Below are 12,056 nucleotides of genomic sequence, written 5' to 3' on the forward strand. Positions count from 1 at the left end.
GACCTGCGGTTTTCCTCGTTACTTCGTCGAGGGGCCGACCTGGACCGTGATCGACGAGCCGGTGAGCGGCTGGCTCACGATCGCGATCCGGGTGTTGGTGTCAGTTGTCTGCACGCTGCCGGTCGGGTTCTCCTTGTACCAGTAGGTGCCCTTGTGGTCGTCGAAGACCGGGTTGCCGAGCTGCGCCGGGATCTTCGTCTCGACGCCCAGCTTGTGGAGCTTCATGCCCGGCACGGGGTACCAGCCGAAGGCGGCGTCGTACGGCGTGATCTTGTTGGTGATCAGCTTGCCGTCCGCCCACTTCAGCGGCTTCGCGTGCGCGTCGATCGGCAGGATCAGACCCTTGCCGGGGTGCTGGCCGACGTTGTTGTTGCGCTGCGAGGTGTCCCACTGCCAGATCATCAGGCCCGGACGGTAGGAGTAGTGCTCGACCCAGTCGTTCTTCGCGCCGCCGTCGCGCCAGCCGAAGTTGTACGGGCCGACCTTGAGGGTCTTGTCGTAGCTGACGTACTGGCGGTTCTCGGCGATGTAGAACTGCGGGAAGTCGCCACTGATGGAGGCACCAACGCGGGAGAAGCCGCGCGCGGTCCAGCCGTTGTCGTCGCCCTCGGCGTTGTCGGAGAAGAGGGTCGAGCCGTCCGCGACGACCTTGAGGTTGTCGGCGGTGAAGCCCATGCCGCCCGCGCCGCCGTCCGTCTTGTAGCGGAAGCGGACGTCGATCTTCTTGCCCGCGAACTCGTCGAGCGGGAAGACCAGGTGCTGGAACTTGGTGGAGTCACCGGTGAGGGCCGGCTTGTCGCCGCCGTCGCGCGGGATGGTGACGCCGTCGGCGGTGCCGTCGATCGCCTTCCAGCTCGCGCCGCCATCGGTGGAGACCTGCGTGTACAGGTAGTCGTAGTCCTTCTCGATGTTCCACCAGCCGTCGAGCTCCAGGGCGGCCTTCGACTTGCCGCTCAGGTCGACCGTGCGCGACAGGGTGTTGTCGAGGTCGTCGCCGTAGTCCGACCACCACTGCTTGGAGCCCTCTGCGGGCTTCACGATCTCCGTGGTGACGTGCTTCTTCGGCAGCTCGACGACGAGCGCCTGCTTCAGCTTGGTGTTGTACTCCGCGACACCCAGCTTGTGCGTCGACCGCGTCGCCGCCTTCGCCTTGTCGTAGTTGAGCCAGCCGAGCTGGAGCTTGTCCCAGGCCGTCATGTCGCCCGGCATGTCACCGATGGCGTCCTTGCCGGTGCCGAGCCAGGAACCCGCCGACATCAGCGACCAGAAGCCGACCGAGTTCTCGCCCGCGTACGAGGTGTCGTACAGGTCGGGCAGGCCCAGGTCGTGGGCGTACTCGTGGGCGAAGACGCCGAGGCCGCCGTTCTCCGGCTGCATCGTGTAGTCGCCGACCCAGATGCCGGTGTCACCGATCGGGGTGCCGCCCGCCTTGAAGCCCGAGGGGCCGGTGTCGCCGTCGTCACGGCTGTAGACGTAACCGCGGTGCGCCCACAGGGAGTCGCCGCCCTGCGCGCCGCCGCCCGCCGACCCGTCCTCGCCCGCGTGGACGATCTGGAAGTGGTCGATGTAGCCGTCGGGCTCGTTGAAGTTGCCGTCGTTGTCGTGGTCCGTACGGTCCCACTGGTCGTACTGGGCCAGGTCGGCCTTGATGTCGGCGTCGGACTTGCCGGCCGCCTTCTGCTGCTCGACCCAGGCGGTCACGCCGTCGCGGACCAGGTCCTCGACGTTCGGGCAGTTGTCGGCGCCGCAGTAGTTGGAGCCGTAACGGGCCTCGTTCCACGGCACCTTGACCCAGTCCGAGACCTCGCCGTCGACCGAGTAACGGCCCGAGGACGTCTTCTCGTAGTAGGTCTTGAGGGAGTCGACACCCTTGCCGGAGCCGAAGTACAGGTCCTGGTAGTGCTTGGCGTTGTAGTCCGCCTGCCACTCCGTGCTGTTGTTCTTCGAGCGGTCCGGCTCGGCTATCTGATTGTGCAGCGGGCCCGGCGTGCCGCCGTACTTCGGCTTCAGCTCCGGGGTGTCGTCGTCCGCGCGGTCCACCAGAGTGGTGTTGTCGACCTTGTCGCCGAACTCGGTCAGGATCGTGAAGATCTTGTCCGTGCGCTCACGGCCCAGCTCGACGTACTTGCCCTTGCCGAGGTCGACGACCTTGGAGCCGTGCCGCTCCTGGACCTTCGACTTGCCCTGCAGCACGTTCTGCAGAGCCGTCTGGCGCTGCTGCTCCTGCTGCTTGGTGAACGGGCCGTCCATGACATGGCCCTTGCCCCCGTACGTCTTGCCGGAGGTCGTGCTCGTCGCGGCCGGCGTGTCGGCCTGGGCCGCCGTCGCAGCGAGCGACCCGGTGGCGGCGGTGGCGGCCAGGGTCACGAGCACCGCGGCGGCTCTCAACGCCCGTCTCTTGGTGGTCACTTGAGTGATCTCCTCCTCCGTGGCGCGCTGGCCACGTGTCACAAGTGACGCCATTTGACCGGAGGTAGAGGAGAAATAACAGTCCTTGACGATGACGTTTGCGTTGCACTATGCAGGGGGGCGGATCCGTTATCCGGACAAGCCCGTCGATACTCGCGGTGCGCCGGACGGCTCGGGTGACGGACCGGATGATTCCGTGCGCCCCCCATGCATCGGCACTGTGGGTTAGGTCATGCTTACTGGCGGTTCCACTCGGGCACACGTCGGATTAGAGTCGGGGCCTGACGGTGGGACCCACCGGTCGGTCTCGCTCGCGCTCCCCCGATGTCACGAGGACGGATACCGCCATGCCTCGCCCGACTGTCCCGCAGTACCTCTACGGTTCGGCCACCGTCATCTGCTCCACCCTCGCCATGCTGCTGCTGTCCCGCACGAGTTCGGGCCCCGGCGTCGCGGTCATCGCCGTGTCGGCGCTCGCCCTCGGACTCCTGGTGGCCCTCTCCGTGCCCGCGCGCAAGCCGTCCGCCGCCGCCGAGCCCGCCGAGGCGGAGGGCCGGGCCCCCGAGCGGGTGCCCGCGCAGCGCGCCGCCGGGAGCGACCGCGCGTACGCCCCGTCCCGCTCGGCGCGGTCCGTACGCTCCGCCCGGTCCGTACGGGAACGGGAACCGGCGGGCCCGTGAGCGACGGACCCGCCTGACCGACGGACGCACGGGTCAGGCCGTGCTGACCACCACCGTCTTCGCGGCCTTGTCGTGCAGACCCTGTTTGTAGGGCTTGTCGAAGAAGCTCCAGCCGCCGCAGATCGCCGTCCAGATGCAGGCGCAGCAGAAGACGGCCGGAATCCAGAGCACGACGGCGCGGACCAGATTCGTCTGCACGCTCGGCGTCGCCCCGTTGTCGAGGTTGGCCACGCGCAGCTTCATCAGCTTCTTGCCCAGCGTCTGGCCGGTCCGCGCCATCATGAACGTGTCGTAGCCGATGTACAGCACGGCCGCGAGCAACGACTGCCCGAACTGCCGGCCGTACTGGATCTTGTCCGGGTCGGTCTCGTACTCGGACGTGCCGAACGCCCACGACAGCAGGCCCACGACGATCCCGACCAGGATCAGGTCGATGATGCGGGCCAGGACGCGTTTGCCGCCGTCGGCGAGCGGGGGCATCCCGGCGAGGGGGTCCTGGGCGCCGTACCCGCCCCCTCCTCCGTACGGGTCACCGCCGTACGGAGGAGGCGTGCCGCCGCCGTACGGGGGCGGGGTGCCGCCGCCCGGCGGGGGCGCCGAACCGTAGGGGTTCTGCGGGGAGTCGTACGGGGAGCCGCCGCCGGGCGAGGCCGGGGGCGGCTTGCGGAACGGGTCGTCGTCCGGCGGCTGGCCGGATCCGTTGGGCGGCGGTTCGCTACTCATGGCCCGAGTGGACCGCGAACGCCGGACGCACGCACCCGGCGGGCCGCCGTCCGGATGACCCGGACGGCGCCATCCGGCCATGGTCGCGTCCGGCCCGTCCGCTACCGGGCGACGAACGTACGGACCGCCTTGTCGTGCAGGCACTGGCGCCACGGGCGGTCCACCAGGCCCCACAGCACGCCGAGGATCCCGATGCCGAGCAGGCACGGCACCACGTAGACGAGATAGCGCAGCAGGGACTTGCCGAACGACGGGGAGTCGCCGCCCTCGATCTCCCGCACGGTCAGCCCCATCAGCTTCTTGCCGAGGGTGCGGCCCCACTTGGCGGTCGGCAGCGCCTCGTACAGGACGCCGACGACGAGGAGTACGGCGAGGACGATGCCCAGGTAAGTCGCCGTCGTGCCGTCGAGCAGCCAGACCGTGACCTGGCGACCCGAGGCCTTCGCCGCGTCGATCTTGCCGTTGATGTGGTCGGCGGCGCGGACGCCGAGCGGGACGGCTGCCGCCGCGGTGACCGTGCCCAGGACCAGGGTGTCGATCAGCCGCGCCGCGAACCGCTTGCCGAGGCCCGCCGGGCGCGCCGACGCCTGCGCCTGCGCTGCCGCGAGGAACGGGTCGTTGTTCACCGGCTTGAACGGTGTCACCGGCGCGTCCGGGTCCGCCAACTGGTGCACCTGCTGCGCCCACGACGCGGCGCCACCGCCCGGGCCCTGGGTCACGGGGGAGTTCTGTGCGGGCGGATAGCCGTAACCGGGGCGGGCGCTCTGCGCGGGGGCGGACTGGTTCGGCTGGGGGTAGCCGTAGCCGGGGGCGTTCTGCGCGGGGGCCGGGGCGGGCGCGGGCTGGGCCTGCTGCGGGTAGCCGTAGCCAGGGCTGGGGCTGCTCGGGGCGGGGGCCGGGGCCGGGGCGGCGGCGCGGGGGTCGGCCGCCGGGGTGGTGCCGGCGGGCCGGGCGGCCTGGGCCGGGGCCTGCACGGGCCCCTGCTGGGGCACCGGCCGGATCGTCATGGTGCCTTCACTGCGCGGAGCCGCCGCTGCGGCCTTCCCGGGTCGTACGGCACGGATGGTGACGGTGCCTTCGGAGGGGGGAGGTTGGGCGCCGGGGGTGGCTGAACCGGCCGGGGTGCCGGGGGTGGGGTGCCCGGCTGGGGTGCCGGGCCCGCCCGGACCGGCCGGGGCGCCGGAAGCGGCCGGGGTACCCGGAGCTGACGAACCGGCGGGCGCACCCGGAGCGCCGGGCCCAGCCGAAACACCGGCACCGCTCAGACCCGCCGGGGCGCCGAAAGCGGCCGAGGTACCCGGAGCTGACGAACCGGCGGACGCACCCGAACCACCCGGCCTAGCTGAAACACCGGAACCGCCCGGGCCAGCCGGGGCGCCGGGAGCAGCAGAGGCACCCGGGGCACCCGAAGCAGACGTACCCCCTGACGCACCCGGGCCCCCGGAGCCATCCGGACCCGCCGAGGCCCCCTGGTCGGTCGCAGAGGCCGCCGGGCCGCGCCCAGAATCCGGGTTGCCCGGGGCACCGGCACCCCGCGGAGCCTCCGCGTCGAACGCCCCCGGTGACGCGCCGAAGCCCGCCGGGGCGGTGGGACCGGCGCCGGGGTCGCTCGGGGTGCCGTCCGTGGCCGGGGTGTCGATGCGCTGGGCCGCTCGGGGGTCCGGGTCCGCGCCCCAGGAGATGCGGCGGTCCTGGTCGCCGCCGAAGCCGGACTGGTGGGTCGTGGCGGCAGCCCACGCGGAGGCCGGTTCGGCGGGGCCCGTCTCCGTGTGGACGGAGGGCTCCTCGTCAAGGAAGACGGGACCGGTCTCCTCCACGGAGGCGGCGGGGGGCGCGGCGCCCGCCGGGGTCGGCAGGGTCTCCCCCTCGGACGGGGCGGGGCGGCTGGTGCCGGGGACCCAGGCGGCTCCGTTCCAGTACCGGACATATCCGGGAATGGACGGGTCGGGGTAGTAGCCTTCGCGGGGCCTGTCGTCGCCGGGGGCCGGGGTTGGGGCGCTCATGTCCGTCGTCCCGTATCTGCTCGGGGGTTTTGTTGTGGCGTCCACATCTATCAGACGGCCGCCCCCGCCCGCGCCGGTCCGCCGTTACGCCCCACTTTCCGGGCAAGGAGAGGCACAGAGGACCGAAAAACTTTCCCGAACCCGCGTAATGGCGGCGCCCTTGCGCGCTCTCTCCTCGCGCGGGCCCGCCCTGGGCCTCGTACAGGAGGAAAGGAAGCGCACGACATGCACACCGTGGTGGAACGCGAACTGGAGCTGAAGCTGGTGCTGTCGCCCGAGCGGAGCATCCCCGTACCGGCCCGGCTGACGTACCGGACCGACGACCCGTACGCCGTGCACGTCACGTTCCACCTGGGCTCGGAGCACCCGGTGAACTGGACGTTCGCCCGTGATCTGCTGGTGGAGGGGGTGTTCAGGCCGTGCGGCCACGGGGACGTGCGGATCTGGCCGACGAAGGTGGAGGGGCGCAGCGTCGTCCTGATGGCGCTGAGCTCCCCGGAGGGCGACGCGCTCCTCGAGGCGCCGACCGTGCCGGTGTCGGCGTGGCTGGAGCGGACGTTGCGGGTGGTCCCTCCGGGCTCGGAGGCGGGGCGGCTGGGGATCGACGACGGTCTCGCCGAGCTGCTGGCCACGACGTTGGCGGAGGATCTGTTTCCGTGCGACCCGTGGCCGTCGGACGAGTCGTCGTCCCCGTCCGACGAGCGGTGAGCCGGGTCGCCGCCGGTGTCAGAAGAGCTTGCCCGGGTTGAGCAGGCCGAGGGGGTCGAAGGTCGCCTTGACGGCGCGTTGTACGTCGACGCCGACGGGGCCGAGTTCGCGCGCGAGCCACTCCTTCTTGAGGACGCCGACGCCGTGTTCGCCGGTGATGGTGCCGCCGAGGTCGAGGCCGAGGGCCATGATCTCGTCGAAGGACTCGCGGGCGCGCCGCCCCTCGTCGGGGTCCTGGGCGTCGAAGCAGACGGTGGGGTGGGTGTTGCCGTCGCCGGCGTGGGCGCAGACGCCGATGGTGAGGGCGTACTTGTCGGCGATGCGCTCGACGCCTTCGAGGAGTTCGCCGAGCTTGGAGCGCGGCACGCACACGTCGTCGATCATCGTGGTGCCCTTGACCGCTTCGAGGGCGGTGAGGGACAACCGGCGCGCCTGGAGCAGCAGTTCGGACTCGGCGGCGTCCTCGGCGGGCACGACCTGGGTGGCGCCCGCGGCTTCGCAGAGCGCGCCGACGGCGGCGAGGTCGGACGCCGGGTCCGGGGTGTCGAAGGCGGCGAGGAGGAGCGCCTCGGTGGTCTCGGGGAGCCCCATGTGGGCCAGGTCGTTGACGGCCTTGACGGTCGTACGGTCCATGAGTTCGAGGAGTGACGGGACGTGTCCGCCCTCCATGATCCGGCACACGGCGTCGCACGCGGCGGTCGCCGACGCGAACTCGGCGGCGAGGACGAGCTGTTGCGGCGGCTGCGGTCTGAGCGCGAGGGTCGCCCGGACGACGATGCCGAGGCTGCCCTCGGAGCCGACGAAGAGGCGGGTCAGGTCGTAGCCCGCGACGCCCTTGGCGGTGCGCCGCCCGGTGGAGAGGAGGCGGCCGTCGGCGAGGACGACGTCGAGCCCGAGCACGTACTCGGCGGTGACCCCGTACTTCACGCAGCACAGGCCGCCGGAGGCGGTGCCGATGTTGCCGCCGATGGTGCACATCTCCCAGCTCGACGGGTCCGGCGGGTAGGAGAGGCCCTTGGCGGCCACCTCGCGGGAGAGGTGCGCGTTGATGACGCCCGGTTCGACGACGGCGATCCGGTCGACCGGGTTGATCTCCAGGATGCGGTCCATCTTGACGAGCGAGAGGACGATGCAGCCGTCGGAGGCGTTGGCCGCGCCCGACAGGCCGGTGCGGGCGCCCTGGGGGACGACGGGGACGCGCAGCTCGGTGGCGGTGCGCATGACGTGCTGCACCTGTTCGACGGTGCGTGGCAGGACGACGACGGCGGGGGTGCCCGCGGCGCAGAAGCTCGCCATGTCGTGGGCGTACGTGGCGGTGACGTCGGGGTCGGTGACGAGCGCTTCGGCGGGCAGCCCGTCGCCGAGCAGTTCGATGAGGGTGCGGCTCATGATCACAGCCTGGCACTCGGGGCCATCGGTGTGAACCCGTCTGCGGGGTGGGTCGTGTGCCGGGATGGCGGCCGGGTGTGCTCGTCGTATTGACGCACAGTGTGCGCCATGGAGAACTCCATGGCTGTGGCCGAGGCGGACGCGGCTTCCGCGGACGCGGGGGCCGGGAGCTCGTGGTCCGGCCGGCGGCGCTCGCTGCGCGCGTACGCCGTCGCCGGGTGCGTCGTCGTCGGCGGCGTGCTCCTCCTGACGCAGCACCCCAAGAGCGCGCCACGTCCGGCCGCCTCGCCGGGACCGGCCGGGCGGGCGGTGATCGCCGCCTCGGCGGGGGCGCCCGCGTCCCTGTCCGACCTCACCGCGCTGATCCGCGAACGCGAGGCGCAGGTCCAGGAGAACCCGGGGAACGACCGGACGTGGGCGGCGCTCGGGGCCGCCTACGTCGAGCGCGGCACGCGCACGGCCGACTCGGCGTTCTACCCGAAGGCCGAACGGGCGCTGCGCGGTTCGCTCGCCGCCCGGCCGCACGGGAACGTGGACGCCCTCGACGGCCTCGCCGCGCTCGCCGCCGCGCGCGGCGACTGGAGCACCGCCCGCAAATGGGGCGCGGCCTCGGTGGGCCTGGCGCCGAACCGCTGGCGGGCGTACGCCGTCCTGGTCGACGCCTACCGAGGGCTCGGCGACTACGCGGCCGCCGGGAAGAGCCTCGACAAACTGTCCGGGCTCACCACCGGCACGGCGGTGACGCTGCGCACCGCCGCCGTCTACCGCGACCGGGGCTGGCGCGAGGACGCCGCCGCCGTCCTCAGCGACGCGGCGGCCCGCGCCGCGACCCCGACCGAACGGGCCGCGCTGCTCAGCAGCGGCGGCGACCTCGCCTGGGAACGCGGCGAACCGCAGGACGCCCTGCGCCGCTTCCGCGCCGCGAGCACGGCGGACCCCCACTACCCCGCCGCGCTCGCCGGACAGGCCCGTGCGCTGGCGTCCCTCGGCCGTACGGACGAGGCGGTGCGGGCGTACCGGCGGGCGCTCGCGGAGCATCCCTCGCCCGAGTACGCGCTCGAACTCGGCGAGCTGTACGAGGCCCAGGGCCTGGCCGGACCCGCAGGCACCCAGTACGACGCGCTGCGCACGTGGGCGGCGGCGCGGGGCGCCAACGGGGTGGACGACGCGCTGATCCTCGGCCGCTTCGAGGCGGACCACGGCGACGCGCGGGCCGCGGTCGTCCGGCTGCGGGCGGAGTGGGACCGGGCCCCGAACCTGCGTACCGCCGACGCGCTCGGGTGGGCGCTGCACCGGGACGGGCGGGACGGCGAGGCGATCGAGCTGCTCCGCCGGACCACGGACCGGCAGAAGGACGGAACGGTGCGGGACGCCTTGTTCTCGTACCACCGCGGCTCTGTCGAGCGGGCCCTCGGCCTGCCCGCCCCGGCCCGCCGCCACCTGGACGAGGCGCTCCGGATCAACCCGGAATTCTCCCCACTGTTCGCCCCACGGGCTCGACAGGAACTGGCGACGGTGACGCGCCGCTGAGGCCGTGATGCCGCACGAAGTGCGCATCACAGGGGCGCGGGGAACTGCGCGACCAGCCACATAGCAAGCCGCACCCGCCCTCCCCCCGCCACAAGGCAGACGAAAGGGCGCACCCCATCACACCAACCCCATCACACCAACCCCGTCACACCAACCCCGTCCCGATCAACCCGTTCCGCGACACGACCCCCACCAACTCCCCCTCCCCCATCCCCCCGGTCCCCGCGGGACGCCTGGGCAGCACCATGTACCGAGTCTCCGCACTGGAGTCCCACACAGTGACCCGCACCCCGTCGTCCAACGTCACCCCGAACTCGGCGAGCACCCCCCGAGGATCCCGGACGACGCGCGAGCGATACGCCTCGCTCTTGTACCAGCCCGGCGAGGGCCCGAGCAGCCGGAGCGGATAGCACGAGCACAGGGTGCACACGATGACGTTGTGGACGGACTCGGTGTTCTCCACGACCCGGAGCCGCTGCGGCTGCACCCCGCCCGCGTCGAAGCCGAGTTCGGCGACGGCGGCGGCGCCGTTCTCCAGGAGCCGCGCCTTGTAGGCGGGGTCGGTCCAGGCGCGGGCGACGACCTTGGCGCCGTTGACCGGGGAGGCCCCGGCGAGGAACCCGTCGATGACCTCGTCAACAGTGTCCCGGCCGACGAGCCCCTTCTCCTCCAACAGCGTTTCGAGCCGCCGGACCTGCCGCGAGAGGAGCGCGTCGTCGTGGTGGTCACCGGACATCGCTCTCGCCCGCCTTCCGCAGATAGCTCTCCGACAGGTCGAGGACGACGTCGTGGTCGCCCTCGCCCCACAACTCCCGCGCCGCGAACCGCACCGCGTAGATCATGGTGACGGGCGCGTCGTCCACGCCGCTCGCGCGCACATCGGCGAGGGGCGCGCTACCCTCCGCCTCGACGACGACGCCGAGCTTGCCGCGGGCGTAGCGCGGCAGGCGCGTGTGGTGGGGCGGGTCGTGGAGGTACGTACGGACCAGGTCACCGGGCACGTACACGAGTTCACGCGTCATCGAGCGCCCCTTCCGCGAGGACGCCCTTGCGTTCGAGGAGCGTACGGATCGCGTGGAACCAGCGCTCGTAGTACGAGGCGGCGAGGTACTCGCGCGGCGGCATCGTCTCGACGGCGTCGCGGAACTCATCGAGGTTGAAGACCTTTTTGACGATCAGGGCGCGCTGGAGCGCGAAGACGCGGGCCTCCCAGTCCGCGTGGAAGGGTTCGGCGTCATCGGTGGTGTCGATGGCGCCGAACCCTGTCATGCCGCCCACGTCGTTCATCCTGGCCATGGGGTCACAGTAGGCGGCCCCCGGCGGGCGGCCTAGAGGTTGCCGCGCTTCTCCTGCTCGCGCTCGATGGCCTCGAAGAGGGCCTTGAAGTTGCCCTTGCCGAAGCCCATGGAGCCATGACGCTCGATCATCTCGAAGAAGACGGTCGGCTTGTCCTGGACCGGCTTGGTGAAGATCTGCAACAGATATCCGTCCTCGTCGCGGTCGACGAGGATCTTCAGCTCACGCAGGATCTCGACGGGGACACGGGTCTCGCCCGCCCATTCGCCGAGCGTGTCGTAGTAGGAGTCCGGGGTGTCGAGGAACTGGACGCCGGCCGCGCGCATGGCCCGTACGGAGGCGACGATGTCGTTCGTGGCGAGCGCGATGTGCTGGACGCCGGCCTCGCCGTAGAACTCCAGGTACTCGTCGATCTGGGACTTCTTCTTGGCGATCGCGGGCTCGTTGATCGGGAACTTGACCTTGAGCGTGCCGTCCGCGACGACCTTCGACATCAGGGCGCTGTACTCGGTCGCGATGTCGTCGCCCACGAACTCCTTCATGTTCGTGAAGCCCATGACCTTGTTGTAGAACTCCACCCATTCGTTCATGCGGCCGAGCTCGACATTGCCCACGCAGTGGTCGATGGCCTGGAAGTAGCGGTGGGCGGGCGGCTCGACGATCGGCTCGGCGGAGACGAAACCGGGCAGGTAGGGGCCGCTGTAACCGGAGCGGTCGACGAGCGTGTGGCGGGTCTTGCCGTACGTGGCGATGGCCGCGAGCACGACGGTGCCGTGCTCGTCCTTCAGCTCGTACGGCTCCTGGATGCCGCGCGCGCCGTGCTCGACGGCGTAGGCGTACGCGGCGCGCGCGTCCGGCACCTCGATGGCGAGGTCGACGACGCCGTCGCCATGGGCGGCGACGTGCTCGTCCAGGAAGTGGCCCCAGTCGGTGGAGGCCTTGATGACGGAGGTGAACACGAAACGGGCGGAGCCGTTCTTCAGGACGTACGAGGCGGTCTCCCGGCTGCCGTTCTCCGGTCCGGAGTAGGCGACGAGCTGCATGCCGAACGCGGTGGAGTAGTAGTGCGCGGCCTGCTTGGCGTTGCCCACGGCGAAGACGACCGCGTCCATGCCCTTCACCGGGAAGGGATCGGCCTTCCGGGCGGTGTCGGGAGCGTCTGCGGAGGACGAGTGTGTGGTCTGCGTCATGTGTGGGAGGCTCCCGCTGTTCCACAGAGTGCGCAATAGTTCGCGCATTCGCTGAACATTCTGACCAGTGGAAGGGCGGGTTCAGCGGTCTTTCTGTACAGGATGACCACCACTGTCGGCCCTTTACA

Annotated in this window: 12 protein-coding genes and 1 pseudogene; 4 read left to right on the plus strand and 9 right to left on the minus strand. The window is 71.3% G+C overall.

The genetic code is table 11. The features are described 5' to 3' along the window. Positions 1–18: 18 nt before the first annotated feature. Positions 19–2,409 (minus strand): immune inhibitor A domain-containing protein, encoded by a 2,391-nt coding sequence (locus ABZ877_RS15480; RefSeq protein ID WP_361070224.1) that lies wholly within the window; start codon positions 2,407–2,409, stop codon positions 19–21. A 347-nt stretch (positions 2,410–2,756) separates the two neighbouring features. Here ABZ877_RS15480 and ABZ877_RS15485 point away from each other — a divergent pair, with 347 nt between their 5' ends. Then, positions 2,757–3,089 carry a hypothetical protein gene (locus ABZ877_RS15485; protein WP_361070227.1) on the plus strand — a complete coding sequence of 111 codons (333 nt, stop codon included), beginning with the start codon at positions 2,757–2,759 and terminating at the stop codon, positions 3,087–3,089. Between the two features lie 33 nt (positions 3,090–3,122). On the opposite strand, the gene ABZ877_RS15490 is transcribed toward ABZ877_RS15485, so the two are convergent. Both ABZ877_RS15490 and ABZ877_RS15495 read right to left on the minus strand, forming a co-directional pair. After that, positions 3,123–3,812, minus strand: a complete 690-nt coding sequence (locus tag ABZ877_RS15490) for an RDD family protein (protein ID WP_361070229.1) — start codon at positions 3,810–3,812, stop codon at positions 3,123–3,125. 101 nt (positions 3,813–3,913) lie between these two features. Further along, the gene (locus ABZ877_RS15495; RefSeq protein WP_361070504.1) at positions 3,914–4,819 is read right to left on the minus strand and encodes an RDD family protein; all 906 of its coding nucleotides are present in this window, start codon (positions 4,817–4,819) and stop codon (positions 3,914–3,916) included. A 616-nt stretch (positions 4,820–5,435) separates the two neighbouring features. On the opposite strand from ABZ877_RS15495, the gene ABZ877_RS15500 reads away from it, so the two are divergent. Next, positions 5,436–5,765 carry a hypothetical protein gene (locus ABZ877_RS15500; protein ID WP_361070515.1) on the plus strand — a complete coding sequence of 110 codons (330 nt, stop codon included), beginning with the start codon at positions 5,436–5,438 and terminating at the stop codon, positions 5,763–5,765. Here ABZ877_RS15500 and ABZ877_RS15505 read toward each other — a convergent pair. Continuing rightward, positions 5,723–5,815: pseudogene (locus ABZ877_RS15505) on the minus strand (DUF2510 domain-containing protein); the annotation flags it as partial. The gene ABZ877_RS15500 and the pseudogene ABZ877_RS15505 overlap by 43 nt on opposite strands. Positions 5,816–6,040: 225 nt before the next feature. Here ABZ877_RS15505 and ABZ877_RS15510 point away from each other — a divergent pair. Further along, positions 6,041–6,523 (plus strand): SsgA family sporulation/cell division regulator, encoded by a 483-nt coding sequence (locus ABZ877_RS15510; protein ID WP_361070232.1) that lies wholly within the window; start codon positions 6,041–6,043, stop codon positions 6,521–6,523. A gap of 18 nt (positions 6,524–6,541) precedes the next feature. Here the strand turns inward: ABZ877_RS15510 and ABZ877_RS15515 are convergent, their stop codons facing one another. Further along, positions 6,542–7,912, minus strand: coding sequence for an FAD-linked oxidase C-terminal domain-containing protein (locus ABZ877_RS15515; RefSeq protein ID WP_361070235.1), 1,371 nt, complete (start codon positions 7,910–7,912; stop codon positions 6,542–6,544). 108 nt (positions 7,913–8,020) lie between these two features. On the opposite strand from ABZ877_RS15515, the gene ABZ877_RS15520 reads away from it, so the two are divergent. After that, a complete protein-coding gene (locus ABZ877_RS15520) occupies positions 8,021–9,442 on the plus strand; it encodes a tetratricopeptide repeat protein (protein WP_361070238.1) in 1,422 nt (473 codons plus the stop codon). A gap of 145 nt (positions 9,443–9,587) precedes the next feature. Here the strand turns inward: ABZ877_RS15520 and nthA are convergent, their stop codons facing one another. Genes nthA through hppD form a run of 4 tightly spaced genes read right to left on the minus strand, consistent with a single transcriptional unit; the run spans position 9,588 to position 11,928 of the window. Beyond that, positions 9,588–10,178, minus strand: coding sequence for a nitrile hydratase subunit alpha (gene nthA / locus ABZ877_RS15525; protein ID WP_361070241.1), 591 nt, complete (start codon positions 10,176–10,178; stop codon positions 9,588–9,590). After that, positions 10,168–10,464 (minus strand): SH3-like domain-containing protein, encoded by a 297-nt coding sequence (locus ABZ877_RS15530; RefSeq protein WP_361070243.1) that lies wholly within the window; start codon positions 10,462–10,464, stop codon positions 10,168–10,170. The genes nthA and ABZ877_RS15530 overlap by 11 nt, the downstream gene beginning before the upstream one ends. After that, on the minus strand, positions 10,454–10,738 hold the full coding sequence (locus tag ABZ877_RS15535; RefSeq protein WP_361070246.1) for a hypothetical protein: 285 nt from the start codon (positions 10,736–10,738) through the stop codon (positions 10,454–10,456). Before ABZ877_RS15535 ends, ABZ877_RS15530 begins: the two co-directional genes overlap by 11 nt. Before the next feature lie 32 nt (positions 10,739–10,770). Then, the gene (hppD, locus tag ABZ877_RS15540) at positions 10,771–11,928 is read right to left on the minus strand and encodes a 4-hydroxyphenylpyruvate dioxygenase (RefSeq protein ID WP_361070249.1); all 1,158 of its coding nucleotides are present in this window, start codon (positions 11,926–11,928) and stop codon (positions 10,771–10,773) included. Between the last annotated feature and the right edge of the window lie 128 nt (positions 11,929–12,056).

Origin of the sequence: Streptomyces sp. NPDC046939 (assembly GCF_040644575.1) — a bacterium.
Classification (GTDB): domain Bacteria; phylum Actinomycetota; class Actinomycetes; order Streptomycetales; family Streptomycetaceae; genus Streptomyces.

Bases quoted from the DNA above. Each gene is read 5' to 3' on its own strand.
- ABZ877_RS15485 (WP_361070227.1), top strand. From the start codon at position 2,757: ATGCCTCGCCCGACTGTCCCGCAGTACCTCTACGGTTCGGCCACCGTC.
- ABZ877_RS15490 (WP_361070229.1), bottom strand. From the start codon at position 3,812: ATGAGTAGCGAACCGCCGCCCAACGGATCCGGCCAGCCGCCGGACGAC.
- ABZ877_RS15495 (WP_361070504.1), bottom strand. From the start codon at position 4,819: ATGACGATCCGGCCGGTGCCCCAGCAGGGGCCCGTGCAGGCCCCGGCC.
- ABZ877_RS15510 (WP_361070232.1), top strand. From the start codon at position 6,041: ATGCACACCGTGGTGGAACGCGAACTGGAGCTGAAGCTGGTGCTGTCG.
- ABZ877_RS15515 (WP_361070235.1), bottom strand. From the start codon at position 7,912: ATGAGCCGCACCCTCATCGAACTGCTCGGCGACGGGCTGCCCGCCGAA.
- ABZ877_RS15520 (WP_361070238.1), top strand. From the start codon at position 8,021: ATGGAGAACTCCATGGCTGTGGCCGAGGCGGACGCGGCTTCCGCGGAC.
- nthA (WP_361070241.1), bottom strand. From the start codon at position 10,178: ATGTCCGGTGACCACCACGACGACGCGCTCCTCTCGCGGCAGGTCCGG.
- ABZ877_RS15530 (WP_361070243.1), bottom strand. From the start codon at position 10,464: ATGACGCGTGAACTCGTGTACGTGCCCGGTGACCTGGTCCGTACGTAC.
- ABZ877_RS15535 (WP_361070246.1), bottom strand. From the start codon at position 10,738: ATGGCCAGGATGAACGACGTGGGCGGCATGACAGGGTTCGGCGCCATC.
- hppD (WP_361070249.1), bottom strand. From the start codon at position 11,928: ATGACGCAGACCACACACTCGTCCTCCGCAGACGCTCCCGACACCGCC.